Annotated in this window: 24 protein-coding genes and 2 pseudogenes; 8 read left to right on the forward strand and 18 right to left on the reverse strand. The window is 41.7% G+C overall.

The genetic code is table 11. From position 1 onward, the window contains the following. Positions 1–8: 8 nt before the first annotated feature. From AC4HAI_RS04130 to AC4HAI_RS04170, 9 genes and pseudogenes are all read right to left on the reverse strand, one after another. Entirely contained in the window at positions 9–683 is a 675-nt protein-coding gene (locus AC4HAI_RS04130) for a YggS family pyridoxal phosphate-dependent enzyme (protein WP_491078780.1), read from the reverse strand. Between the two features lie 2 nt (positions 684–685). Next, positions 686–1,978 (reverse strand): cell division protein FtsZ, encoded by a 1,293-nt coding sequence (gene ftsZ / locus AC4HAI_RS04135; RefSeq protein ID WP_491078779.1) that lies wholly within the window; start codon positions 1,976–1,978, stop codon positions 686–688. A gap of 19 nt (positions 1,979–1,997) precedes the next feature. After that, positions 1,998–2,207, reverse strand: a complete 210-nt coding sequence (locus AC4HAI_RS04140) for a cell division protein FtsA C-terminal domain-containing protein (protein WP_491110618.1) — start codon at positions 2,205–2,207, stop codon at positions 1,998–2,000. Beyond that, positions 2,205–3,392 (reverse strand): annotated as a pseudogene (gene ftsA / locus AC4HAI_RS04145) (cell division protein FtsA); the annotation flags it as partial. The pseudogene ftsA and the gene AC4HAI_RS04140, both read right to left, overlap by 3 nt. A 208-nt stretch (positions 3,393–3,600) precedes the next feature. Next, complete coding sequence (locus tag AC4HAI_RS04150) at positions 3,601–4,302, reverse strand: 5'-methylthioadenosine/adenosylhomocysteine nucleosidase (RefSeq protein WP_491078778.1); 702 nt, start codon at positions 4,300–4,302, stop codon at positions 3,601–3,603. Between the two features lie 33 nt (positions 4,303–4,335). Beyond that, positions 4,336–4,593 (reverse strand): cell wall synthase accessory phosphoprotein MacP, encoded by a 258-nt coding sequence (macP, locus tag AC4HAI_RS04155; RefSeq protein WP_491078777.1) that lies wholly within the window; start codon positions 4,591–4,593, stop codon positions 4,336–4,338. Positions 4,594–4,603: 10 nt separating this feature from the next. Continuing rightward, on the reverse strand, positions 4,604–5,158 hold the full coding sequence (locus AC4HAI_RS04160) for an NUDIX domain-containing protein (protein ID WP_491078776.1): 555 nt from the start codon (positions 5,156–5,158) through the stop codon (positions 4,604–4,606). Between the two features lie 12 nt (positions 5,159–5,170). After that, positions 5,171–6,550: a bifunctional UDP-N-acetylglucosamine diphosphorylase/glucosamine-1-phosphate N-acetyltransferase GlmU gene (gene glmU / locus AC4HAI_RS04165; RefSeq protein WP_491110547.1), complete on the reverse strand. Its 1,380-nt coding sequence runs from the start codon at positions 6,548–6,550 to the stop codon at positions 5,171–5,173. 279 nt (positions 6,551–6,829) lie between these two features. Further along, entirely contained in the window at positions 6,830–7,792 is a 963-nt protein-coding gene (locus tag AC4HAI_RS04170) for a Gfo/Idh/MocA family protein (RefSeq protein WP_491110548.1), read from the reverse strand. 274 nt (positions 7,793–8,066) lie between these two features. Between AC4HAI_RS04170 and AC4HAI_RS04175 the strand changes: the two genes are divergently transcribed. Beyond that, a complete protein-coding gene (locus AC4HAI_RS04175) occupies positions 8,067–8,528 on the forward strand; it encodes a hypothetical protein (RefSeq protein ID WP_491110549.1) in 462 nt (153 codons plus the stop codon). Positions 8,529–9,136: 608 nt separating this feature from the next. Here AC4HAI_RS04175 and metG read toward each other — a convergent pair. From metG to AC4HAI_RS04190, 3 genes are all read right to left on the reverse strand, one after another. Continuing rightward, the gene (metG, locus tag AC4HAI_RS04180) at positions 9,137–11,146 is read right to left on the reverse strand and encodes a methionine--tRNA ligase (protein WP_491078772.1); all 2,010 of its coding nucleotides are present in this window, start codon (positions 11,144–11,146) and stop codon (positions 9,137–9,139) included. 168 nt (positions 11,147–11,314) lie between these two features. Continuing rightward, positions 11,315–12,208 (reverse strand): hypothetical protein, encoded by an 894-nt coding sequence (locus tag AC4HAI_RS04185; RefSeq protein ID WP_491110551.1) that lies wholly within the window; start codon positions 12,206–12,208, stop codon positions 11,315–11,317. A gap of 164 nt (positions 12,209–12,372) precedes the next feature. Beyond that, a complete protein-coding gene (locus tag AC4HAI_RS04190) occupies positions 12,373–13,371 on the reverse strand; it encodes a hypothetical protein (RefSeq protein WP_491078770.1) in 999 nt (332 codons plus the stop codon). 259 nt (positions 13,372–13,630) lie between these two features. Here AC4HAI_RS04190 and AC4HAI_RS04195 point away from each other — a divergent pair, with 259 nt between their 5' ends. From AC4HAI_RS04195 to AC4HAI_RS04205, 3 genes are read left to right on the forward strand one after another with little or no spacing between them, the layout of a single operon-like run. Next, entirely contained in the window at positions 13,631–13,756 is a 126-nt protein-coding gene (locus AC4HAI_RS04195) for an SPJ_0845 family protein (protein WP_491110553.1), read from the forward strand. Further along, the gene (locus tag AC4HAI_RS04200; RefSeq protein ID WP_491110554.1) at positions 13,753–14,655 is read left to right on the forward strand and encodes a permease; all 903 of its coding nucleotides are present in this window, start codon (positions 13,753–13,755) and stop codon (positions 14,653–14,655) included. Before AC4HAI_RS04195 ends, AC4HAI_RS04200 begins: the two co-directional genes overlap by 4 nt. Next, positions 14,656–15,468: a TIGR03943 family putative permease subunit gene (locus AC4HAI_RS04205; protein WP_491110555.1), complete on the forward strand. Its 813-nt coding sequence runs from the start codon at positions 14,656–14,658 to the stop codon at positions 15,466–15,468. Positions 15,469–15,811: 343 nt separating this feature from the next. On the opposite strand, the gene ftsY is transcribed toward AC4HAI_RS04205, so the two are convergent. The 3 genes and pseudogenes from ftsY to AC4HAI_RS04220 all read right to left on the reverse strand — a co-directional run bounded on the left by ftsY (position 15,812) and on the right by AC4HAI_RS04220 (position 18,858). After that, positions 15,812–17,227 carry a signal recognition particle-docking protein FtsY gene (gene ftsY / locus AC4HAI_RS04210; protein ID WP_491110556.1) on the reverse strand — a complete coding sequence of 472 codons (1,416 nt, stop codon included), beginning with the start codon at positions 17,225–17,227 and terminating at the stop codon, positions 15,812–15,814. A 20-nt stretch (positions 17,228–17,247) separates the two neighbouring features. After that, positions 17,248–18,060: pseudogene (locus AC4HAI_RS04215) on the reverse strand (Cof-type HAD-IIB family hydrolase). Further along, the gene (locus AC4HAI_RS04220; protein ID WP_491078764.1) at positions 18,061–18,858 is read right to left on the reverse strand and encodes a Cof-type HAD-IIB family hydrolase; all 798 of its coding nucleotides are present in this window, start codon (positions 18,856–18,858) and stop codon (positions 18,061–18,063) included. A 209-nt stretch (positions 18,859–19,067) separates the two neighbouring features. Here AC4HAI_RS04220 and AC4HAI_RS04225 point away from each other — a divergent pair, with 209 nt between their 5' ends. From AC4HAI_RS04225 to AC4HAI_RS04240, 4 genes are all read left to right on the forward strand, one after another. Then, complete coding sequence (locus AC4HAI_RS04225) at positions 19,068–19,925, forward strand: glycoside hydrolase family 25 protein (protein WP_491078763.1); 858 nt, start codon at positions 19,068–19,070, stop codon at positions 19,923–19,925. 132 nt (positions 19,926–20,057) lie between these two features. Next, positions 20,058–20,531 (forward strand): aminoacyl-tRNA deacylase, encoded by a 474-nt coding sequence (locus tag AC4HAI_RS04230; protein ID WP_491110557.1) that lies wholly within the window; start codon positions 20,058–20,060, stop codon positions 20,529–20,531. A gap of 2 nt (positions 20,532–20,533) precedes the next feature. Continuing rightward, positions 20,534–21,163, forward strand: a complete 630-nt coding sequence (locus AC4HAI_RS04235) for a histidine phosphatase family protein (protein WP_491078762.1) — start codon at positions 20,534–20,536, stop codon at positions 21,161–21,163. A 12-nt stretch (positions 21,164–21,175) separates the two neighbouring features. After that, positions 21,176–22,303 carry a low temperature requirement protein A gene (locus tag AC4HAI_RS04240; RefSeq protein WP_491110558.1) on the forward strand — a complete coding sequence of 376 codons (1,128 nt, stop codon included), beginning with the start codon at positions 21,176–21,178 and terminating at the stop codon, positions 22,301–22,303. A gap of 82 nt (positions 22,304–22,385) precedes the next feature. On the opposite strand, the gene AC4HAI_RS04245 is transcribed toward AC4HAI_RS04240, so the two are convergent. The 3 genes from AC4HAI_RS04245 to thrS all read right to left on the reverse strand — a co-directional run bounded on the left by AC4HAI_RS04245 (position 22,386) and on the right by thrS (position 26,202). Beyond that, on the reverse strand, positions 22,386–23,141 hold the full coding sequence (locus AC4HAI_RS04245) for a class I SAM-dependent methyltransferase (RefSeq protein ID WP_491078760.1): 756 nt from the start codon (positions 23,139–23,141) through the stop codon (positions 22,386–22,388). Position 23,142: 1 nt separating this feature from the next. Continuing rightward, positions 23,143–24,126, reverse strand: coding sequence for an aldo/keto reductase (locus tag AC4HAI_RS04250; protein ID WP_491078759.1), 984 nt, complete (start codon positions 24,124–24,126; stop codon positions 23,143–23,145). Between the two features lie 135 nt (positions 24,127–24,261). Next, a complete protein-coding gene (gene thrS / locus AC4HAI_RS04255) occupies positions 24,262–26,202 on the reverse strand; it encodes a threonine--tRNA ligase (protein ID WP_491078758.1) in 1,941 nt (646 codons plus the stop codon). Positions 26,203–26,395 lie beyond the last annotated feature (193 nt).

The following is a 26,395-nucleotide window of genomic DNA, read 5'->3' on the forward strand; positions in this document are numbered from 1 at the left end:
ATTCTCTCCTAGTTTTTAAAGAATGAAGTTCCAATTCGAACGAAGGTTGATCCATTTTGGATAGCAGCAGCAAAATCTCTACTCATCCCCATACTCAAATCATCGAAAGGCATATTCTTTATCTTTCTCTCCGCAAGTACTTGTCGTAATTCGTTTGTCTGTCTAAAAATAGACTCCAGCTCTTCGTCACTAGCATCTAAAGGAGCCATTGTCATTAGGCCAACAATCTTAATCTTGTCGTATGCAGCGAGGGCTTCAATAGCGGAATCTATCTCATCTACTCTAAACCCGTGCTTACTCTCTTCTCCTGATATATTGACTTGTAAGAAACACTTAATCGAGTGATCTGCTCTTTTTTGTATTTCTTGAGCCAATTTCACTGAATCTAAAGCATGGAAATAGTCCACATAGTTGATGACATCTTTAACCTTGCGTCTTTGAAGTGTACCAATCAAGTGCCAAGTTAGATGATGGTCTTTGAGAGCTGCGTACTTATCAAGAAACATATCGACACGATTTTCGCCGATATGCTTAATTCCTTGATCTACTAGCTGTTGAGCAACGGAGGCGTCTACATATTTAGTGACAGCAATAATAGAAATCTCTGATGGATCTCTATCAGCCTGACGGGCTGCCTGTGCCACCGACTCAAAAACTTGAGTTTTATTTTTAAACAAATCCATGATTAACGATTTTTAAAGAATGGCGGTGTTTCTAACTCATCATCGCCTGTGTTAACTTCAGACGGTGAAAATGAGGTGACATCTAATTGGCTGTCCAATTGATTTTCCGTTGGGCGTGCTATTGTATCACGACGTAAATCCCAATCTCCAAAAGCAGATTGCTGAGGCTGCTGAGGACGAGCTGGAGCTTGTGGCATGTCACGATGCTCAGCCATATCAAAATCAAAGCCTGCCCCTCGACGTTCTGGAGCCACTGCTTGCCCATTCATATCATTTTGAGCAACCGGTGCTTGACGGTAAGATGATGGCTTAGCAAAACCAGATACTTGTTCAGCTTTTTCTTGGCGAACCCCTGTTGCCACAACAGTTACGCGAATTTCATCCTTCATAGAATCATCAATTGATGTCCCAAGCCAGATATTGACACCTTGACCTGCTGCCTGCCCAACAATTTCTGAGGCTTCTTCTGCTTCTGTCAAAGTCATATCCATACCACCTGTAACATTGACGATGACATCTTCAGCACCATCAATAGTTGTCTCAAGCAGTGGTGAGTAAATCGCTTTTCGAGCTGCTTCAATGATGCGCTCTTCGCCGGTACCAATACCAATTCCCATAAGAGCGTTCCCTTTATTAGCCATGACTGTTTTAACATCGGCAAAGTCAAGGTTAATCAAGCCTGGGCTCGTAATTAAGTCCGTAATCCCTTGAACACCTTGGCGAAGAACATTATCAGCTTCACTCAGAGCTTCAAGTAACGGTGTCTTTTTATCAACAATTTCCAGAAGGTTATTGTTTGAAATAATTAGCAAAGTATCTACTTGCTCACGAAGTTCGTTGATTCCTTCGATGGCAAAATTTCCACGTTTGTTTCCTTCGAAACCAAACGGTCGAGTCACTACAGCCACCGTCAGTGCACCGATGCCCTTAGCAATACGTGCAATAACTGGGGCAGCACCAGTACCAGAGCCTCCACCCATTCCGGCAGTAATAAAGACCATGTCAGCGCCTTGTAAAGCTTCAGCGAGAACTTCTTCACTTTCTTCTGCAGCTTTACGACCAACCTCAGGTTGACCTCCAGCACCTAGTCCACGTGTCAACTTAGGTCCTAATTGAATGACCGTTTCAGCTTTTGATGAACTTAGGGCTTGAATATCTGTGTTAGCAGCGATAAATTCAACCCCTGAAACACCCTCTTCAATCATGCGGTTAATAGCGTTTCCGCCGCCACCACCGACACCGATAACTTTAATGACCGCACCTTGTACTGATGCTGTATCAAATGAAAATGCCATTTTAGATCCTCACTTCAAATTAATCAAACATACCGCTAAAGATGCCACGAACACGGTCGCCCATTTTAGCTTTTGGCTTACTTTCTTGCTGTGGTTTTGGAGCTGATTCTTGGATCGGCTCTGGAATTGTAAAGTCAGTTGATGGGGCTACTGGTTGCTGTTGAGCTGGTGCAACCGCTGGCTGAGCAGGAGCCACTTGCGGACCAGAAACTGGTGCAACTGGCACCACCGGTTTACGACGTAAGAGTTCTTCACCAAGAACAGCACCCTGCGCAATAATATCAACTTCACTCATAACACCAACGAATTCAACTAGACTAATCACATTGGCGAACATAGGATTTCGAATACCAACCTGGGTTGGAATATGTAATTTCACTTGAGTTCCAAAGACTTCTTGAGCTAGCTCAACAACTCCAGGTAACATGGCTGCACCGCCAACTAAAACAATTCCTCCGGGTAAATCTAGCAGGCGTCCACGATCGAGATCCTGTTTGACACGATCAAAAATGTGACGAACACGTGCTGAAATAATTTCAGCCAAATAATGCTCAGAAATTTCTACCGGCTCATCACTACCTACACATTCAACAGGCATTGTTTCAGTTTCACTAGCCTCTGCCAAATCAGCTGTTCCAAAATTAAATTTGAGAGCTTCTGCTGTTTGAATAGATGTCTGCAGCACTTTTGAAATGTCTTTTGTGACAAAGTCTCCACCTTCTGCGTAAACATTGGTGTATTGTAGTTCTTGGGCACGCATGGAAGAAACTGTCGTTTGACCACCACCCATGTCAATAACTGTCGCACCAAACTCACGTTCACCCTCATTCAAAACTGACTTGGAAAGCGATAGAGGGGTGATGATGATGGTTTCAACATTGATACCAGCACGATCTACAGTTGTACGTAGATTATGAAGGATTGTACTTGGCCCTGTATAGATCAAGCCACGCATCTCAAGTCTGATCCCCATCATGCCTCGAGGATCACGAATGCCTTGGAATCCATCAACGATAAATTCCTCAGGAACCAAGGAAATTACTTCACGCTCTGGCGTGATACTCTTCGTCAAAGCTGACTGAACAACACGCTCGATATCTTCGTCCTTAATTTCTTTTGATTCCGTAATGACTGGAATCATACCTTGCGTTGGCTCGATCTGTAAGAGATTAGCTGGAAGACCGACATTGACCTTATCGATATTAATGCCAGCCTTTTCCTCTGCTTGCTCCACAGCTTCTTTGATAGAATTGGCCGCAGCTTCGATATCTACAATAATGCCATCTTTAACACCTGAACTTGGGACATTACTAACCCCAATGACATTCATTTGGCCATCAACCCATTCGGCCACCAATACTTTAATCGAGCTTGTTCCTATATCTAATCCTGTAAAAAAGCCATTCCTAGCCATTCACTCGACCTCTCTAACTTTCTGTTCTTTTTTCCTATAATAGACTGCTAAACTGTGCAATAAGGGCACAAGGGCAGAATTATTCAGAAAGTATTATATCATAAAATTTCTAGAAGTGGGTTGATTTTCCACTTTTTCTTAGATATTGACTCTTGAGGTATAAAAAGCGAATCCAGACTTGGATTCGCTCTTCTAAAGATGACTTCCCTTAAACCGCCCCCTTATACCTCTCCATAAAGTCAATGAGTACTTGGGCTGAGCGTTTGCCTGCCTCGATAATAAACTCTTCAAAGGTAAGGTTTGCATCTTGCTCAGCTGTATCACTCATGGCTCTAATAACGATAAAAGGTTTATCTGCAGCTTTTGCAGCTTGAGCGACTGCAGCGCCTTCCATCTCTACGGCTAAAGCATCAGGGAAATACTTCTTGATCTGATTAATTTTTCCTTGGTCTGCAATGAAACTATCACTCGTGGTAATCAGGCCCAGGTGACTAGTTAGGTGATGCTTCTCTAGCATAGATTTGAAACCAGCAACCAGATTAGGGTCACTTACAAAATACAGAGGCTGCATAGACATTTGTCCATAATCATAGCCGAATGCTGTCAAATCTACATCATGATAAGCTAATCGATCAGCAATAACCACATCACCAATTGCGATATCTGGTGCTACGGCTCCTGCGGATCCGGTATTAATCAGAGCATCCACCTGGAAATGATCTACCAAAATAGCTACTGACATAGCTGACATAACCTTGCCGACACCCGATTGCACTAGGACTAGCTCATGCTGACCAAGGTTTCCACTATAATAGGTATGTCCCAGCACTACTTCTTGTGACTTATTTTCTAAGGCAGCAACCAATGATCTGAGTTCCTGCTCCATGGCAGCAATAATTCCAAACTTCATAGATCCCTCATTTTCTTTATTAGTGGGGCGATTTTACCAAGTAAATATAGCAAAAATCAATAGAGCCAATAAGACAATAACAATGAGTAAAATCTTATTGAGCTTGGATTGAAAAGCATTTCGCTTAGCATTCTCAATGCGACGACTTTTATAGGTGTAACCTTTTTCATAGACAATATCATCCATGTCCAGATAGATCTGTGTATCTTGAGAATAACTATCGTCAGACTCCAAGGCTTGATTGCGCTTGGCATTCTCAATAATCTCATCGGTTAGTAATGGTTTTGCCATGACAACTCCTTTATCTTAAGATTTCTGGGTGCAAAGCTAGATACTGCAAGGCTATTAGGGTCTTAGCATCCACCACTTCTCCTTTGTCTATCATTCTCAGACAGTCATCAGGACTCAAGGCCAGAAGCTCTATGAATTCATCCTCATCTTTGGGACGCGGGTTCTCCACTTTCATCAGATCCTTGGCCAAATAAAGCCTTATACGTTCATTGCTGAAACCAATAGCGGTATAAAAATCGTATAATTTTTCAAGTTTTCCTGCTGTATAACCAGTTTCCTCTTCCAGCTCACGCAGAGCAGCCTGATCTTCGTAACCTGCCTCACCGTTTTCCAACTTACCTGCAGGTATTTCAAGCGAGATGTTTTCAATAGCCTTGCGATACTGTTTGACCATAATCACCTTATTTTCAGGTGTTAAGGCTAAAACAGCTACGGCTCCCTTGTGAAAGACTAATTCTCGGTAGGAGGTTTGTCCATCTGGTAGGCTGACTTGATCCTTGGCGACTGTAATCACTTGTCCTTCAAAAATTGTTTGTCTTGAGAGGGTCTTCTCTTCAAAATCCATTGAATCTACTCCTTAATGCTGAGAAGGATGATGGGGTTTGTCTTGAGCATAGCCTTCTTTATTGACCTGACGGCCACGGGCAATCGCAATGCTGTCTGTCGGAACATCTTCATAAACAACTGAACCAGCTGCTGTCAAAGCACCATCCCCAATTTCAAGAGGGGCAATCAGCGTCGAGTTGCTGCCAATAAAGACATGATTTCCCACTTTGGTTTGGAATTTATGCTTACCATCATAATTAGCAATAATAGTTCCCGCACCAAAATTTGTCCCTTGACCAACCTCTGCATTACCAATATAAGTGAGGTGGCCTGCCTTGACACCTGATTGGAGATGGGACGCCTTAACCTCGACGAAGTTTCCAATATGAACACCTGCGTCAATGTGGGAGTCTGGGCGTAGATGGGCATAGGGCCCGATGGTAACATCGTTTTCAATAATAGAAGATTCTATTACAGAATTAGTAATGACAGTCCCTTTAGCAATGACAGAGTCGATAATCTGAGTTCCATTGGTTAGTACAACTTGGCTGGCAATCTTAGTATTGCCTTTTAGGGTGACATTGGCTTCAATGAGGACATCTGGCTCTATCTGGACATCTACATCTATGTAGGTGCGTTCTGCATCTTGGAAAGTGACCCCGTTGACCATGTGATTGTGGTTGATGCGCTGGCGCATCACACGCTCAGCTGTTTCAAGAGCGACACGGTCATTGACGCCGAGGCTTTCATTGAAATCTTCCAGAGTAAAGGCTCCGACTTTCTCTCCATTTTCACGAAAAATAGCAATCACATCGGTTAGATAGTACTCACCTTGGGCATTGTCTGTATTGATATCTTTAAGGGCTTCAAACAGGCGCTTGTTGTCAAATAGATAGGTTCCTGTATTGATTTCCTTGACCTGCTGCTCAAACTCTGAAGCATCCTTTTGCTCAACAATCTTGGTGACCTCACCATTTTTATTTCGGATAATCCGACCATAGCCGTAAGGATCCTGTGCGGTCGCTGTTAAAATAGTCGCTACATTTTTGTGATTGATATGAAACTGGATCAGCTCTTTTAGGCTATCTCCTGTGATTAAAGGAGTATCACCAGCGATAACCAAGGTATGTCCTTCTAAGCCAGCAAGATGCTTTTCAGCCATCATCACTGCGTGTCCAGTTCCTAGCTGCTCAGTTTGCAGTGCAAAGGCAGATTGCCCCTCCAAGACTTCTTGAACCTTATCGGCCTTGTGACCAACAACTGTCACTGTTTTTTCTGGTGAAATCGCTGAAACACTGCGAAAGACATGCTCTAGCATGCTAATCCCTGCAACCTTATGCAGGACCTTGGGTAAATCAGATTTCATACGTGTTCCCTTACCTGCTGCTAGAATAATAGCATAGTTTGACATAGTTGAATTTCCTTTCAAAAAAGTGGGCTTGGGCACACTTTTTTACTCTTATAATCGCTAATAGTCTATCACATTTTCGGGGGTTTTCCTAGGTCATCTGTCATAAATCAGCTAGGGAAAAGCGTCTGGGACAAAAGTTAGGACTTGTTTGTATTGCTTCTGGATTTACCAGAATGGCGCAGCGGTGGGGAGTATGACTTTCTAGTTGCCAAGAGTCTTACTCATGTACAGTGTATGAGGTGCTAACCACTACCGGTTGACTCCCCTCCACTTTTTTCTTTAGAAATTAGTCACAGCTTGATCCAGTACTGCCATAACTTGACGACTGTGATCCAGTGCCTTAGTTGCTGCTATGTGATCGTTTTGCGCCATCATCTTCTGAAAAGCGACGAACTCTTGGTACATACGATGATGTGAATCTTTAATTGTCAAATTCTGAGCGGGTTGACCATTTAGCGTTAGGTAAACTTCTGGCATGCTATTACTTGGTCCCAGCAGGGTTATAGATCCCTTGGTTCCTTGGATAGTTGAGCGGATTTCTGCCGAAGAATCTTTAGCACCGACACTGACTGCCTTAAAGTCCTTAAAGTCCATTAGCAATACGCCCGAAGTGTCAATACCACGCTCTACATTGGCTAAGTAATTGACTGATTGGGATTTCCCAAAGAGACCGACCAAAAGGTGGATATTGTAGATATTGAGGTCACGCAGGGCTCCACCGCCCATTTCTGGATTAAAAACAGGTGCGATCTCTCCTCTTTTAAAGGCGTCATAGCGTGAAGAATACTGGGAATAATTGCAGGTTACAATCTTTATATCTCCAATATCATCTAAATGCTCTTTCATGACATAAAAATTATCTAGGTATTGGTTGGTGATAGCTTCAAATAAAAAACATCCTTGGGCTTTGGCGATTTCTGTTAATTCCTCTAACTCTCGGCTAGTCATGGTAAAAGGCTTTTCACAGATCACGTGCTTACCTGCTTTTAGGGCTTCTTTAGCATAGTCATAGTGGGTGTGATTAGGGGTTGCGATGTAGATTGTATCCACAGCTTTATTGACTAAAACCTCCTGGTAATCACTGGTTGCTTGTGGGATGCTGTAGCGCTCAGCTAGCTGTTCTGCCGTCTCTATTGATCGGGGAGTTGATAAGATTGCCTCTAATACAATACCATCAACTGTTTCTAGTACGGGTAAAACCTCTTTTACAATCATGCCTGTCCCTAATAAAGCTAAATGCATCGGAACACCTCCATATCTTTTTTCTTATTTTAACATGATGTCAAGGCATCGTCAGGTTTTGGTGCGTATTCTTTGGTGATTTCTTTATCATCGGAATTAGGTCGACCATTTTAGAGCTCTCGCTGTTAGGCGCTGATTTTTTCCAGCCTTAGGATGTTTATTTTTTAAGTTTTTGTTAATTTTTGTTGACTCCCAGATTGTAGTCTGTTACACTAAGGTAAAATCCTGTATACATTCCTATATTAATATTAATCTTCCTAAAGGAGAGCTATATATGCGTATGACTCCTTCGATTTCTAAACCTATCTACCCAGGCTCATCTACATCTGTTCCGAAATCTTTTCCTATTGCTAATATTCTGACCTCTATTGCCTGGTTATCTTTTCTCAGCCCGATCTTGCTTACCATTATAGCAGTTTTCTATCTTGATACATTTCCTGTACATGAGCATCCACCAGACGAGATATCCGAGATCTTCCCAATCATTACTATCTTGTTTGCACTTGCTGAGATTGCACCTTTACTTTTAACTTTCTATGTTGTTTTTATTCTGAGCTTTGTAGCTATAGTTAATAGTTTGATTTTATCTATTATAAGCCTCAACGTTTATCGAAGGACTAAAACACTCGGACAACCAACTAATCTTTTTACCGAGATTTCAAATATTATTCTGATCATTCTTAATTCTATTTCGCTTTTTCTTATCACTCCAATAACTCTACTATTATTCAGTTAATATAAGAGGTTATGCTTCTCATGAATACCTATCGTCCTAGTCTGCTATTACTAAAAAGTCCTAAGATGTTAGCATTTATCAGTTTTGGACTCACTGCTTTTAATGCTTTTATGGCCTTTATTTTACTCCTTGCTTTTGCCTTAAACTTCAGGTCGTCTAATCCATCTTATTGGTTTTCATTTTTGTCAGCCATCAGTTTAGTTTGGCTATGGTTCTGTGTTTTTACTGCACCTGCTTGTATAGTGCTATCTACTGTCTCTCTTTTACTACCTAGACGAATGGGGTTTAGTGCACTCATCCACTATCCTAGGATTAGCACTGGTAATTTCATCTGCCTGAGCCTTAATATCTCTATTTCCCTTTTGTTTTGTATCTGCGGTATTATGCTGTTGGTCAAGTGAACGTTTTAAAATTCAAAAGAGACTGAGACAAAAGTTCTCAGCCTTATTTATTTGGTCAATTTTATTTGCTAGGCGCAGTGGTTGGTTGGATATCCTTATCCCTTGCCATGCAAGTGATAGCGGCTATCCTAACCAACTGTGCGGAGGTGAGACAACGAAATCAAATACTTCGAATTATTGATTTCTGTCCCACTCTCTTTTTGAATATTATCCGATGATAGAGCCATTTGGAATAGATGGATCCACCGTTAGAACGGTCAGTTTGCCATCGTGTTCAGCTGAGAGAATCATTCCTTGACTAATGTATTTCCTCATCATTTTACGTGGTTTTAGGTTGGCGACAATTTGAAGTTTCTTACCAACTAGTGCTTGCTCATTAGGGTAAAATTTAGCAATCCCCGATAGGATCTGACGATCTTCTCCATCACCAGCATCTAGGCGGAAGCAAAGAAGCTTATCAGAACCTGGCACTTTTTTGACTTCCTTGACTTCTGCGACACGAATTTCAGCAGCATCAAAGGTGTCAAATTTGATATCGGCCTTGCTTGATTTCAGCTCAACCTCCTCAGGAATCCACTCTTTTTCGACTTGTGGTTGATTGGATGCCATTTGCTCTTTAATATAAGCGATCTCTTCATCCATATCAAGGCGGGGGAAGATCGGGGTTCCTTTAGCAACAACTTGCGTATTGTCCGGGAAGCCTGATAGCTTAAGGTCTTGCATTTGGAAGTTTTGACCGAGTCCTAGCTGCTCCATGATAGCTGTTGAGGTCTGCATCATAAAAGGCTGCAATAAGTGAGCGACCACCCGTAGGCTTGCTGCCAAATGCGCCATGACTGAGGCCAGTTTTTCTTTATCAGCCTCTTCTTTTGCTAGGGTCCATGGAGCTGTTTCATCAATGTACTTATTGGTTCGAGAGATGATGGTCCATACAGCATCTAAGGCCCGTGGGAAATCAACAGCTTCCATTTGTTTATGATAGTCTGAGAGGTTTTTTGCGACTACCTTGGCCAAGTCAGCATCAAAATCCGTAACGTTTTCCACATAGGCAGGCACCTGACCATCAAAGTACTTGTTAATCATAGCAATGGTACGATTGAGCAAGTTGCCCAGGTCATTAGCCAACTCATAGTTGATACGACCAAGATAATCCTCTGGAGTAAAGGTCCCATCTGACCCCACAGGTAGGGAGCGCATCAGGTAGTAGCGCAAAGGATCCAGACCAAATCGCTCAACCAGCATCTCTGGATAAACTACATTGCCCTTGGATTTAGACATTTTACCATCTTGCATGACAAACCAGCCATGGGCGACTAAGCGAGTTGGTAGGGGCAGGTCAAGTGCCATCAGCATAATTGGCCAGTAAATCGAGTGGAAACGTAGAATATCCTTACCAATCATATGGAGGACTTCATGATCCTCATCATTGTGCCAGAATTTGTCAAAGTCGGTATGGTTTTCCTGACCATAACCTAAAGCTGTAATATAGTTAGAAAGTGCATCGATCCAAACATAGACAACATGTTTAGGATTAGAAGGAACCTTGACTCCCCAAGTGAAGGTTGTCCGGGATACTGCTAAATCTTCCAAACCCGGCTCGATAAAGTTTTTGAGCATTTCATTCATCCGACCATCTGGCTGGATAAACTCTGGGTGTTCTTTATAGTAGGCAACTAAGCGGTCTGCATATTTGCTCATGCGAAAGAAATAAGACTCTTCTGAAACCTTTTCAACTTGGTGACCAGATGGAGCAATCCCACCGATCATATTTCCTTGCTCATCTCGAAAGACTTCGGATAGTTGACTTTCTGTAAAGAACTCTTCATCTGCAACTGAGTACCAACCTGTATATTCGCCTAAATAAATATCTCCTTGAGCAAGTAATTGTTCAAAAATCTGCTCAACTGTCTTTTCGTGGAAGGTATCTGTCGTGCGGATAAACTGGTCATAGGAAATGTCCAAGAGCTTCCAAAGCTCCTTGACTCCCTTTGCCATTTCATCAACATAATCTTGAGGGGTTAGGCCAGCTTCTTGGGCCTTGTCCTGAATCTTTTGACCGTGCTCATCAAGACCAGTCAAATAACGAACATCGTAGCCCATCAAACGCTTGTAACGTGCTAAAACGTCACAAGCAATCGTTGTGTAAGCTGAACCAATGTGCAATTTCCCCGATGGGTAATAAATAGGGGTCGTGACATAAAATGTTTTATTAGACATGTGAATTCCTTTCGATTCTACATGGACGATCGCCTTTATATTTCAAGGTTTTGTCCTATGAATCTTAGCGTTATCGACGCTTATTATACCACAATTTAGCTAGTCACAAAAGGTGGAATACTGGGATCCTAGAGCCAGAGAGGAGTTATTTATCCGAGCTAGATCGTCTTATTTTGCCTTAAGATTAATCATATAATTATGCTCAAACTTTGATTTAATATGCTGACGAATTTTTTTGACCTTGCTCAAACGCTTTCCGGTAATACGTTTATAGGTGGCTTTACGCACTAGCTTACCTGCAGCATTTCTTGTATAAATGGTCAGATGATCTCCATCGATACGGTAGTTAATATCATAGGTGTAGAGGAGTTTGGCTCTAGCCACATCCTTCTTTAGATTGACATCAGGTGCACGTTTGTAGTAACTCTTCAGTTTGGTATTGAGAATTTTTTTAGTATTTTTTTCAAAGGCTTTACTGGATACATCAATTTCTATTGTTTTATTCCATTGATTGACTCTATAAAAATCCGTTAGATAACTCTTAACTGTCACCACAGGGTAGTCTTCAAAGGTCCCTTGTAAAGCATAATAGAGCCCTGTTTCATTGAAATGTCTCTCCTCATCAACTGTCAGGAGGCCTAAGTAAGTATAGTCATTATTTCTGGCTGCTTTGAAGGCATCTTTCCACGAGTCGCTTTGGGCATCATAATAAGTTAAAGTCGTTTGCTCCCATGTTCCTTCTATATTGGCATCATTGTAGGATTTCCAGTAAAGACCTGTAATCACGAAAGCTGCGATAGCCACTATAGCATAGACGACTACTGCTAAAAACTTTAACAAGGCAGTATAAGATTTTGGTGGAAAAAATCTGTTTTGGCTCAAGGACTTGAAATTTGACCTTAGGGTTACACTCTTTTCGTCATCACTTTTTATTGTTTGTAGAGATTGTTCTGAGCTCGACGTGCTTATAGCACCTGTTTTTACGGCTGCCTCTATCTCCTCAGCGCTAGGCTCTTGAGCATTCAGATCACGATAGCGACGGATCCATTCTTCTTGTTTCATACCACTCCTTCTATTCCTCTCTAAACAATCAACTTCATTACTTTGATTTATCCGTAAGTCCTAAAGAGAATGACTAGGACCTAGTCAAACATGGAAAATACTTGTTAAATAGGAAGACTGTCATAAAGTGAGAGTCTGGAGCCACTAGGCTCCAGACTCGTCTTTTATTTGATATGATAATTCTTTTCAAACAAGGATTTGAATTCTTCAAAGGTACTTACTAGGGTTTTTGCATCATCATCTGAAAGACGCTTATAGACTGCCTTAGATATAGTTCGATCATTGACATCTTTGGTTAAAATGGTTAGTGTCTCCCCTTTGACCGTATAAGTTCGGGTGAAGTTTAGATTGTCTGTTAGGCTACGGATGTCTTCATTAACATCAGCGGATTTGACATAGTCATAGTAACCGCTTAAGTCTTTTTCCAGTGTATCTCTGACCCGCTGTTTAAATAGGGTCGGCGACTTATTAATCTCAATAGACTTATCCCATTGATTAACGATGTACTCATCGTCTAGGTAGCTTCCCAAAGAAAGATAAGGCTGATCTTTATGATCATTGATATAGTAGTAAGAATCTTCTTGGAAGTTTCCCTTGTCATCAATGGTGATATAGTCTGCATAGGTGAAATCATTATCCTGATAATTGGCAATGACATCAATCCATTTGCTGCTCTCTCTATTGTAGTAGTCCCAGCGGGTCAATTCCCAAGTTCCGGTGATATCAGCTGAGCTATAACGCCACCAAGCTGCACCGCCGGCTACTGCTGACATCAGCGAGAAAAAGACCAACACTACCGCAAATATCTTAGCGATTTTTGCCTTGCGATTATATTTGGGAGTTGGCACAGAAACGGTAGTCACACTCTTCTTTTGGTGTGCGCCTACTGTATAAGAGTGGGGGGTAGAAGTCGCTTGAGCAGATGGTGCTTGAAAAACACCGCCAAAAGTAGCACGTTTGATCGGCTGTTGTCTGTCAAAAGCACTCGGCGCTTTATCATCTGATGGAATAGATGATTGAGCGGCATTTGCTTGTGGCATCTGAGGTTCAGCGATTGTTTCGCCTCCCCAGATTCCTGCTTGTCGTGCTGCTTGCACTTCTTCATCGGTCGGCATACGTCCATTGACCGACTGAAACAGATCCATCCATTCTTTTTGATTCATTACTTTTTGATTCCTCGTAATCGTTTTGTCATTTTTTATTATACCATAGAAAAAGCTCCGTTTATAGCAAACTCAGGCAAATATTTTAAAAAATAACTAAATTTTCTCAATAAACGCCCTTTGATTCAAACTCTACCATTTGACTCCCCAAAAAATGAGGGCTTTAATCCTGATTATTCTTGATTGACCGTCCTCTATGATTAAATCAAGAATTTGAATCTGAAATATAGTATAATATAGAAAACTAAAGGAGGCATTTATGGCTATTGAGTATAAGAAAAATGATCAACTGGAAAAGATGCTAGAGGGCTTTGCTAGCTTTCCTGATTTTGAAGGTGGTAAAGATTCTAAAGCTGACAAGAAGAAAGATCAAGCAGACAAATGAGTATCTTTAATCACTTACCAGACAGTGTCCTTCAATGGTTAGCCATCTTCTTGTCTATCATCATTGAGGCACTGCCTTTTGTTTTACTAGGATCGATTTTAGCTGGTTGTATCCATATCTATGTAACTCCTGATCTAGTCAACCGCTATCTGCCCAAGAACAAATTTTTTAGGATCCTTTTTGGTAGTCTGATTGGCTTTGTCTTTCCCTCTTGTGAATGCGGTATTGTGCCTATCGTGACGAGATTTTTAGAAAAGAAGGTTCCAAGCTATACAGCTGTTCCCTTTCTAGCAACAGCTCCTATCATCAATCCTATTGTGCTCTTTGCGACTTATACCGCCTTCGGAAATTCTTTTTATATCGTAAGTCTGCGCTTGGTAGGTGCTCTCTTGGTGGCTAGCTGTCTGGGTATTTTGCTTGGCTTTTTTACAGATGAGCATATTTTAAGTCAGACTTATCAGGCGCATCCACAAGAAGATGTCAGTTTGCTCACACAAAGACAAAAGATCTTTAAAGCTCTAGTCTATGCTATTGATGAGTTTTTCGATACGGGGCGTTACCTTATCTTTGGGAGCTTGGTAGCTTCTGGTATGCAGATCTACCTCCCAACTCATTTTCTTCGGACCTTAGGAAGTTCCCCCTTCCTAGCTATCTTGGTTTTGATGCTATTGGCCTTTGTCTTGTCACTATGTAGCGAAGCAGATGCCTTTATCGGTGCTAGCCTCTTATCGACCTTTGGCGCTGGACCTGTTTTAGCTTTCTTGCTCATAGGGCCTATGGTTGATATCAAAAATCTTATGATGATGGCTAAATCTTTTAAACCTAGATTTATTGGTCAATTCGTCGGTCTTTCAAGTCTAGTCATTATACTTTACACTCTGATTGTAGGAGCCTTATAGATGCTACGATTTTTAATATTAGCAGGTTATTTTGAACTCAGCATGTACCTCTATCTCACTGGTAAGCTGAGTCAATATATCAATACACACTATACCTATTTAGCCTATCTCTCTATGATTTTATCCTTCGTTTTAGCTATAGTACAGCTGATTATTTGGGTGAAACAACTAAAGGTTCATAGCCATCTGCATGGCTTTCTTGCTAAGGCAGTAAGTGTCGGAGCATTGGCTTTTCCTATCCTCGTTGGGATCTTGGTGCCTACAGTTAGTCTCGATTCCACCACTGTCTCAGCTAAGGGTTACAATTTCCCACTAGCAGCTGAATCTACTCGTGGTACCAGTGATGATGGCACCACGGTTCAATATTTAAAACCAGATACTTCTGCTTATTTTACTTCATCAGCCTATCAGGCAGAGATGACAAAAGAGCTAAAACCCTACCTTAAACAGGATCAGATCACTATTACGACTGAGAATTATATGGAAGTCATGGAACTTATCTACCTCTATCCTGATCGCTTTGTTGATAAGACTATCACCTACACTGGCTTTATCTTTGACGATCCCTCTCAAAAAAACCATCAATTCCTCTTTCGTTTCGGTATTATCCATTGCATCGCCGATTCCGGAGTTTACGGACTTTCAACAAGTAATCTGACATCCAACTATCCCGATAATACTTGGGTCAAGGTCACCGGAAAACTACACCTGGAATACAATAAGGAACTTGATCAGACATTACCTGTTCTGAATGTTAGTCAAGATCACACTGTCCCTAAGCCAGACAATCCTTATGTTTATCGTACCTTTTAGCTTCTTCATAAAATCATTAAAAACATTTTATGATAAAAAAATAGCATTTGAGGATATTCCTCTTTGCTTTTTTTAATATTAAGATACAATTATTCCAGATGTAAGGTTAGTTGTTGCAAGTCTAGATAACTTTCATTCTTTTCCAATGTAATTATTCTTTCCTAATTTGACCTTATAAGTTTTCTAGCGTCCCACTAATATTACATCCTAATAACTACTACTTCATTGACGCTCATTTTATTCTCCACATAAATGAGCCGATATAAGAAAAGCCTGTCTTTTTGACAGGCTTTTCTTATGGATTTAAATAAATAGTATACCACTACTAATTTATCATCTCTGCTTAGAGGAGACCATCTAGGAGGCCTTGCATAAAATCAGATGAATGGAACTCACCGATATCATCAATTTTTTCACCAAAACCGATGTACTTCACTGGAATATCTAATTCTTGACGGATAGCTAGGACAATACCACCCTTGGCTGTACCGTCTAGTTTTGTCAAAACAATACCTGTCAGAGGGGTAATCTTTGAAAATTCCTTGGCTTGACTGAGCGCATTTTGACCAGTCGAAGCATCTAAGGCGAGAAGCGTTTCATGTGGGGCCTCTGGAACGACACGCTTGATAATGCGTCCAATTTTTTCCAACTCTGCCATAAGATTGTCTTTATTTTGCAAGCGACCCGCTGTGTCAATCATCAGAATATCAACACCCTCTTGGACTGCTTTTTCAACACCGTCAAAGACAACACTGGCAGCATCTGCCTTCTCGCCGCCAGTAATAACTGGGACATCTACTCGCTGACCCCACTCTACCAACTGGGCAACTGCCCCCGCACGAAAGGTATCAGCGGCTACCAGCATAACTTTTTTACCTTGAGCCTTATATTTATGAGCCAATTTTCCAATCGATGTTGTCTTACCCACACCATTGACTCCAACAAAGAGCATAATCGTCAAGTCATCTTGAAAATTGATACGCTCATTGTATTGGCCATCTTTTTCATAGATGTCGACTAGTTTTTCAAGGACAACACGACGAACATCTTCCGATTTCTTCACATTTTCTAACTTAACTTCATGTTTAAGCTCTTCTGCTAGGTTTGTTGCTACCTGTACGCCAACATCAGATAAGATCAGGAGCTCTTCAAGATCCTCAAAAAATTGCTCATCTACATTGCGGAAATTAGCGAAGAAAGCATTTAGACGAGCACCAAAGCCTTTGCGAGTTTTTTTGAGTGTCCGTTGGTATTTTTCTTGCTCTGTTTCGTGATAATCATCTGACTGTGCAGGAGTGTCATTTGCCGCTTCTATTTGGTTCTCTATATCAGCTTCCTTGTGATTACTGGGAGCTTCTTCTGAAGCAGGCCAATCTTGGGACTGGCTACTTTCCTCTGAGGATACTGCCTGGTCAGTTTCTGATCTCTTTTCTTCTTCTGAAATCAGACCTGTCTCCTCAGCGAGTGAGGCTTTCACCGCATTGTAATCTGCCATAAAGTTATTAGAGTCCAAGACCTTATCTACCCACTCTGGATCTACAAACGGTACTTCTGAATGGCTCATTGACTGTGATGCTTCCTGACTATCTAGCAGTTCTGATAGGGAGTCAATTTCTGAAGTGTCAAGGGCAGATGAAGTTGCTGCCTGAGACCTTTCAGGTGACTGCGACAGAGACTCAGATAGTGACTGCTGTATTTCCTCACTGCTTGATGTTTGATTTTCTTTCTTCCCACCAAATAATCTATCAAATAAACCCATAATAATCTTCTCCTTAAAATTTATAATACATACTGGCTGATCGCTCGAGCGACGCCTGAATTCTCATTTGAATACTTTATCACAATATCTGCAGCAGCTTGAGCTAAGGGGGTGGCATTAGCCATAGCTAAACCCAGACCTGCTCACTTGAGCATACTGACATCATTGGCTTCGTCTCCTAAGGCCATCACTTGCTGCCTGGAGATTCCCAGTCGCTGACACAGTATTTCGAGTCCAGCAGCCTTATTTACACCCTTGGGCATGATTTCAAAGATAATCTCTCTGGACTTGAAGGCATCAAACTGTTGGTAGAGATGCTTTGGAAGTTGATCTAGTCGTTGATCTAGATAGTCTTGATCGCAGACCGTGACAATTTTATTATAATCTCTATCTATCGGCAGCTGATCTAAACTCAGAATCTCTCTAAAGGATAGCAAGGGATTAGCTTGAGGATAGTTAGAATGCTTGCCTTGACTGGCTAGGCTGTAGACCAGATCGTCACTCAAGATATCTACGGGCAAGGCAAGAGGCTCAAGTATAGACTGAATTTGTTGGATCTCATCTAAGCTCAAGCATTTCTTGGATAGTACTTGACCGGTATTTTTCTGTACCAGACCACCATTAAAGGTAATACTATAGGCATCATCACTAAGTAGACCAAGATGGTCTAGTAGATTTCCAATAGCTGCTAAAGGGCGACCTGTAGTAATCACGACCTTCACATCTTTTTTCTTTGCCTCTAAGATAGCCTGACGATTGGCAGCTGTGACCTCTTTTTCTGCGTTGAACAAAGTCCCATCTAAATCCAGGGCAATAAGGCGTATGTCTGACATCTAACTCACCAAACTTTCCATATAGGTGAGCACTGCCTGGTCGTTGCAATGACCAATGATTTCATGGCTGATAGCCTTGATCTCGTCTCTAGCATTTGCTGTTGCGATAGCCTTACCAGCTAGCTGCATCATCTGATAATCATTCATATTATCACCAAAGGCCAAAATCTGACTGGATTCTATTCCTAGATGCTGGCACATCCCCTTAAGACCAACAGATTTGTCCACATGGTCTAGAATAATATCCATAGAAACAAAGCCTGTGGTCAGAGCTGTCAGTCCTTGGAACTCTTGTGTAATCCACTCCTCACGCTCCCTGACAGTATCTTCTGTAAAATCTACAGTCAGTTTCAAGATGTCATCATCGATATCATCTAGACTAGCAATCTTTTGAATATTTTCATAGTAGAGGGACATATGATCCATATAAGACTGACTGGCGCCTTCTAAAACGTAGGCTCCTTTTAAGCCAGAGAACATATAACCATTCATATTTGGCAAGTCTTCTAGTGTCTGGGCTAGCCGACGATAGAGGGAGGGAGCCATCTTAGCTTCAAAGAGGATCTGATCTTGGTACTGAACATAGGAACCATTTTCAGCAACAAAGGCGATGCTATCCTCAAATCCTTTGAAAATCTCTTTGAGTGCTAACATGGAACGTCCGCTAGCAACGGTGAAAAGAAGTCCTTTTTCTTTGAACTTAGGTAGGAGCTTAGCTAGTCTTTCACGATCATAGCTGCTGTCCTCTCTTAAAAAAGTTCCATCCATATCTGTTGCAATCAGCTTGAAGCCGGTCATCGTTTTCCCTCACTTAAAGTTTCCTGTACCCTATTTTATCAGAAAGTTAGGCATTTTTCTGCTTTTTTATCCAAGTATTCCATTCTTTTTGTAAGTGGAAGATGCTCGACACCTGTCTAGGATATAACCGTAGTCTTAGTTTTTCAATATATTTTTTGAAAAAATCTAGTACTTTGATTTTTGGCAATAATTACGCTACAATAAGGATAATGAGAAGAAGATTAAAACCTCTTGTCGTTTATGTCTTTCTGACCCTAATTGGTTTGTTTATCAGTTGCCTTGCTGTAATGGAAATTTCATCTGAAAATCACAGTTTGGCAGCTGCAAAAAATAACATTCCCCAGGCTAGTACCTCTATGAATCAGACGGCATCATCTTCGACAAGTTCTAATGATGACGACAGTTTAATGCCTATCATCGATGTCTCAGGTTGGCAGCTTCCCGAACAAATAGATTATGATATTCTTTCCAAAAATATTTCTGGTGCTATTGTTCGTGTATTTGGAGGTTCACAGATTACTAAAGATAGTAATGCTGCCCATTCTACAGGTATCGATAAATCCTTTAAGACACATATTGAAGAATTCCAAAAACGAGATGTTCCTGTAGCTGTTTACAGTTATGCCCTTGGAAGTTCTGAAAAAGAGATGCGTGAGGAAGCCCGTATTTTCTACGAGAAGGCGTCTCCTTACAAGCCTACCTACTATTGGATCGATGTGGAAGAAGAGACCATGTCAGATATGAATAAAGGGGTTGAGGCCTTTAGAGACGAGCTCAAGGATCTCGGTGCTAAAAACATTGGGATTTATATTGGTCCTTATTTTATGTTGGAGCAAGAGATCTCGGTGGATAAGTTTGATTCTGTCTGGCTACCTACCTATGGTTCTGACTCAGGTTACTACGAAGCAGCCCCAATCACGGACATTGACTACGATCTTCATCAGTATACCTCACAAGGTGTTTTACCAGGATTTGATAATGTCTTAGATCTCAATCAAATCAATCCCAATAAAAAACCCAAAGACATTTATAAAAAATTATTTGGTACAGCTAATAAAAAAGATTAAACGCAAACGTCAGACTAAGTTTCAACTTAGCCTGACGTTTTTGTAGCTTTAAACCAAGGTCTGGGAGCGCAATTTTCTTATCAGTCTTATGATATAATATGACTGATTATCATGACAAAGAAAGGACTAACTATGGCTAAAAAGAAAAAAATCAAAAAAACACTAGTCGATCAAATTTTGGATAAGGCAAAAATCGCACATGATTCCTTGGATTTTAATGGCTTAGATGGGGAACTTCCACAGGGCATCGAGCGCCATGAAATCTTTAAAACCTTGGCCTTGATCGGTGATAAGACAGGCCCTATTATCGGAATTGTTCCCATCACTGAGCACCTTTCTGAAAAAAAGTTGGCCCAGATATCTGGCAATAAAAAGGTTCATATGATTCCTCAAAAGGACCTCGAAAAAACAACAGGCTATGTCCATGGTGCTAATAATCCTGTTGGGATCCGTCAAAAGCACCATTTTCCTATTTACATCGATACTGTTGCTCTTGAGATGGGGCAGATGATTGTATCAGCAGGAGAGCTTAAGCGCTCTATTCGCATTGATTCTCAAGTACTAGCTGATTTTGTCTCAGCTGAATTTGCTGATATTAAGGAGTAGGTATGCAGTTATATTTTGTCAGACATGGAAAAACTCAATGGAATCTGGAAGGGCGGTTTCAGGGAGCTAGAGGAGATTCTCCGCTCTTAGCCGAGTCCTCGATCATCCTTGAGGAACTGGGACAGTATTTATCAGATACTGTCTTTGATCAAGTCTACTCGAGTCCTCTCAATCGTGCTTTATCTTCTGCCCATCTGATTATGCAGGAAAATCATCATCCGACAGCTATCATTACAACACCAGCCCTAAGTGAATGGAATCTGGGCCGTTTAGAGGGACAAAAATTTTCCCTCTTATCAGCCATCTATCCGGATCAAATGACAGCCTTTCGGACCAATCTCCTGCGCTTCAACAATGAGCTTTTTGAAGCAGAATCTGTCTATCATGCTACCAGACGTGTCGCTGATTTCGTGGCTGATCTGAATTACGATAAGGATCAAAAAGTATTATTAGTTGGACACGGTGCTTGCTTCACTGCTGCTATCAACTACCTCCTAGGAGGAGAACCTGGGGAGTTACGCCAAAAAGGAGGATTGGATAATGCTAGTCTGACTATTTTAGATAGCCCAGATGGCAAGCATTTCACACTCCTGAGATGGAATGATACTTCTTATCAGAAAGAACCTATTTAATCTGGAGGGGTTATGTCAAAAATTACCGCCAAGCGTGTCACCAATTATGAGCTCTTTTACGATCTTGTCTTTGTTCTAGCCATATCTCGTTTGATTAATTTTTTGCACACTGACTCAATCAATCTTGGACTTTTGACGTCTTTTGTCGTATCGACCAGCCTTTTAATGTCTATCTGGGTCTATCAAACCATCTATCTCAATAAGTATGGCGAATCTGATATGATGGATATCTATCTCAATATCCCTGCCATGTTTATTGCTGGTAATTTTGGCCTCATGCTAGGGCTGCGCCACTACACGATTAAAGAATATCTCATCTATAACGGTCTCTTGCTCCTAGCCCATGCTATCATTTTATGTCAGTACTACCTACGTGGAAGAAAAATTGGCTTTAATACTGATATGCTTGCTTCTATCAAACGATTAGTGATTTTACTAGTCTATGTCAGTTCTCTTATCTTGGTCAGTGGTGTTTTCCGCCTGTTTGATTATCATGATCCTCGTTTTTTACTGCTCTGGCTAGCGACTTGGCTACTTCCCCTTTTCTTTCAACAATCTCTTGATATTCGGCGGATTAATTTTCCCCACTTAGTAGAGCGCTTCCAGTTATTGATGATCATCACCTTTGGTGAGACCGTTACTGGTCTAATTCGAACCTATCCTCTCTATCAATCTCCCATTCTGGGGGTCCTTTATTTTACGGGGATTTCTTTCATGTTTGTGGCTTATATTTCCCAGACTTATCTGACTATTAACCGGCATCAAGAGACAAGGGGATTGGTCTTGATCTACAGTCACCTTTTGATGATTATTGCTATCAACTTGGTTACAGGTGGTATCGAAAGTCTATCAGATCCTAAGCACATGATCTACGGTTTGGGCTTATTTTTGGGGGGACTAGCGATTTTTTATCCATCACTCTATGCCACTTCTATCTATAATCGTAGGCTTTATCGCTTTGCTCGAAATAATTATCTTCCCTACATGGGAGTCCTAGCCATTGGTTGCTTGGCTATGTACGCTACTAGACATTCTTCTTTGATCCTTGCAGCTATATTTGCTGGGGTCTGCTTCATTATTCCAAGGCTGAATTTCCATGCCAGACGTAAAGCCAGAGCCAAGGCTCAAGAGACATCTTAGTTCTGCGTAGCTGTCTAAAAAATCCTTCTGCTAACTAATGAGCAGAAGGATTTTTTGATGATATTATTAAATCTAAAGGAATCTAACAGATCCTATCTATACCATAATGGAATTTTTGATTTTTTCGCACCTGACGGTCAAAACCATAGTCTTCAAAGATGGTGTCTTTAAAGTGAGCTTTGATAATAACCGCTTTTCTGGCTAGACGTCTAGCCTGTTTGATAAAGTCTGGAGTGAGGCTGTTTCCTTTAGCCAGTGGCCTTATTCCTTCTAAATTCTGGGATTCCTGAATACTGCTTGAAAACATAGGATCAGCATAAACTACATCTACTGACTGGGCAGGCTGGGTCATCATGTAATCAAGTGCTTCTTGGTTATAGGATGTTAGTGAGCGCATTGCTTGATCTAATCGCTTATTGCCAGAAACAAAATGCTTGAGCCCATGGCTAATGATCAAGTGAATCAAGGGACTAGCTTCTAGAGCTGTCACCTGATGACCAGCGCTAGCCATAAGGAGACTATCACTAGCCAACCCCATCGTTGTATCTAAAATCGTCAGGGGGGCTTTCCCTAGGAGATCAAGTAAGGGATCGTGCGGGGCTTTCATTCTCAGCATGGCTGTATCTGGGTGAAAATACAGCTGAGCTCCATCTGTATGAACAAAAAGCAACTTATCTTGGTAAACAATCAAGGCTGGGCCATAATTGCTAATCAACTTACTTAGTGATAACTTCCGGCGCTCAATATAGATAGCCCTCTGCTCACAAGCTAGTCGTTTGGCTTGAACCACCAGATTAGGATTTTGTCTCAGGCTGGTTGTTACAATAAAACTTGTCACTTTAATAATCTCCACGGATAAAATCGTGGACTTCTTGCCAATAGAAAGTCGATAAACGATCTAGCTCCTCTTGGCTAAAGGGTTTGGTAGCTGCGGCTTGAAGGTTAGTGTCAATCTGCTGGATAGATTTAAAGCCTGGGATAACAGCTGTTATCCCTTTTTGTTGCAGGATCCATTTCAGGGCTGCATCTGCCATACTGTTACGGCCTTCCTTGATCCATGCTAGCTTGTCTACTAGCTCAATAGCCTTGTCAAAGGGAAGTCCGCCAAAGGTCTCACCGACATTAAAGGCGGCACCATCTCGATTAAAGTTACGGTGGTCATTGGCTGGGAATTGACTGTCTTTATTGTATTTTCCTGTCAAAAGACCGCTAGCAAGCGGTACCCGGGCTAGGATGCCGACATTTTGCTTAGCTGCCTGGGCAATCATCTGGTCGACTGGTTTTTGACGCAAGATATTGACAATAACCTGGAGGCTGCTGGCCTTGGTGTTTTCAAGGACAAAAAGACCTTGGGCATCAGTCTCAACACTGACTCCATAATAGCGAATTTTTCCTTCTTTTTTGAGATCCTCTAAAACAGCAAAGACCCCTTGATCTTCTAAAACTTCTGTACTAGCGCAGTGAATCTGGTAAAGGTCAATGGCTTCTACTCCTAAGCGGCTTAGGCTATCCTCACAGTAGCTTTTCACCTTGTCATAGGTGAAATTTGCAAGATCCGCAAAGTTGTCACGACGGCCGAACTTAGTTGCAACATAGATTGTTTCCGAACGTTCTTTTAATACTTGGCCGATGATCTCCTCACTGCGACCACTGCCATATACATCTGCTGTATCAAAAAAATTGACCCCAGAATCCACAGCATGATGGAGAGCTTTGAGGGATGTCTCTTCGGCAACATTACCCCAATCTCCTCCAAGAGCCCAAGTTCCTAGGCTAACCTCGCTGATCTTCATATCTGTATGTCCTAGTTGATTGTACTTCATCGAAAATCCTTTCTTATCCTAGTTTGACGCCACTATTATATCATGAGAAACCATTTTGAGGATAACGAAAAAACTACCTTCAAACACTTTGTTTCAAAGGTAGCTTGCTCATATTAGTCACTCAAAGTCTTGGGGTTATTCTGGACGTGATTTTCTTGCAATATCCGCTAAGATGTTTTCAACAAATTCATCCAAAGCTTCGGTATGGGTCTGCTTGCTGCCGTAGCGACGAACATTGACAGATTTGTCGGCCATTTCCTTGTCTCCCACAATCAATTGGTAGGGAACTTTTTGCGTTTGACTTTGACGAATCTTATACTGCATTTTTTCATTGCGCTCATCTACTTCAACACGGATACCACGGTCACGCAAAGTCTTTGCTACTTCCCAAGCATAGTCTGCATGTGCTTCATTGGAAATTGGGATTACAGTAACTTGTTGCGGTGCTAACCAGGTTGGGAAGGCACCCTTGTAAGTCTCAATCAAGATAGCAGTAAAGCGCTCCATAGTAGAGATGACTCCACGATGGATCATGACAGGGCGGTGTTCTTCGCCATCAGCACCTGTATATTTGAGATCAAAGCGCTCTGGCAAGAGGAAGTCCAACTGGATAGTTGAGAGGGTTTCTTCATTACCAAGGGCAGTTTTGACCTGAATATCCAATTTAGGACCGTAGAAGGCAGCTTCTCCTTCTGCTTCAAAGTAATCTAGCTCCATATCATCCATAGCCGCTTTAAGCATAGCTTGGGCATTTTCCCACATTTCGTCATTATCATAATACTTGTGGGTATCCTTAGGATCACGGTAGGATAGGCGGAAACGGTAGTCCGTCAGATTGAAATCTTCATAGACATCGATAATCAGCTGCAAGGTTTTTTGGAACTCTTCTTGGATTTGTTCTGGGGCAACGAAGGTATGACCATCGTTGAGGGTCATTTCCCGTACCCGCTGCAGGCCTGTAAGGGCACCAGATTTTTCGTAACGGTGCATCATACCAAGCTCAGCAATACGAATCGGTAATTCACGATAGGAGCGCACATGATTCTTATAAACCTGGATGTGGTGCGGACAGTTCATTGGCCGTAAAACAAATTCTTCCCCGTCGCCCATATCCATGGTCGGGAACATGTCCTCACGGTAGTGTTCCCAGTGTCCTGAAGTCTTATAGAGATCAACAGATGCTACTGGTGGTGTGTAGACATGCTGATAGCCAGCTGCCAATTCTTTATCGGTGATATAGCGCTCTAAGATACGACGGATTGTTGCTCCATTTGGCAGCCAGAAAGGTAAACCTTGTCCAACTTCTTGAGAAATCATAAAGAGATCAAGCTCTTTACCAAGCTTACGGTGATCCCGCTCTTTAGCTTCTTCCAAGCGTTTGAGATAAGCCTTTAGATCTTTCTTGTCAAACCAAGCTGTCCCGTAAATTCGCTGCATCATGGCATTGTCGCTGTTACCTCTCCAATAGGCTCCTGCTACGTTGAGCAGATGAAAAACCTGGATGCGTCCAGTTGAAGGCACATGTGGTCCACGGCAGAGGTCAACGTATTCCCCTTGACGGTAGATAGTCAGCCCACCTTCGTCTTCAGAATGTTCTTCGATTAGTTCTAGCTTGTAAGGATCGTTTTTAAAGATTTCACGCGCCTGATCTTTTGTCACTTCTTCACGAATAGATGGGAAGTTTTCTTTGACGATCTTCTTCATTTCTTCTTCGATACGAGGCAGGTCTTCATTTGAGATTTGACCGTCTTTATTATCCGTATCATAGTAGAAGCCATCTTCGATAGCTGGGCCAACACCCAAATGAATATCTGGGAAGAGGCGGCGTGCTGCTTGAGCAAAGAGGTGAGCAGCTGAGTGACGCAGGATGGCAAGAGCATCCTCATGGTCAGGGGTTACGATTTCAATCGCACCATCCTCAGTAATCGCACGATTCGTATCAATCAACTTACCGTTAAATTTACCAGCTAAAGCTTTTTTAGCCAGAGAAGTGCTGATTGATTGTGCAATTTCAAAAGTTGTCACGCCAGATTCAAAGTCACGCACGGCGCCATCTGGAAAAGTAATTTTAATCATTATTGTCTCCTTTTATAAAATTCTTTTTTATTACAGCTGCCTTAAGTGGTCGGCACGCAAGCAACCGACTTCGTCGCTCCCAAGAGACTATTATGACGCAAGGCTTTGAAACAGACTATCAGATTGCTGCGTAATCACCCAAGGTAACTGTCAAAATATAAACATAAAAAATACGACATCCTCAAAGGACGTC

The organism is Streptococcus sp. ALY_208, assembly GCF_058314295.1.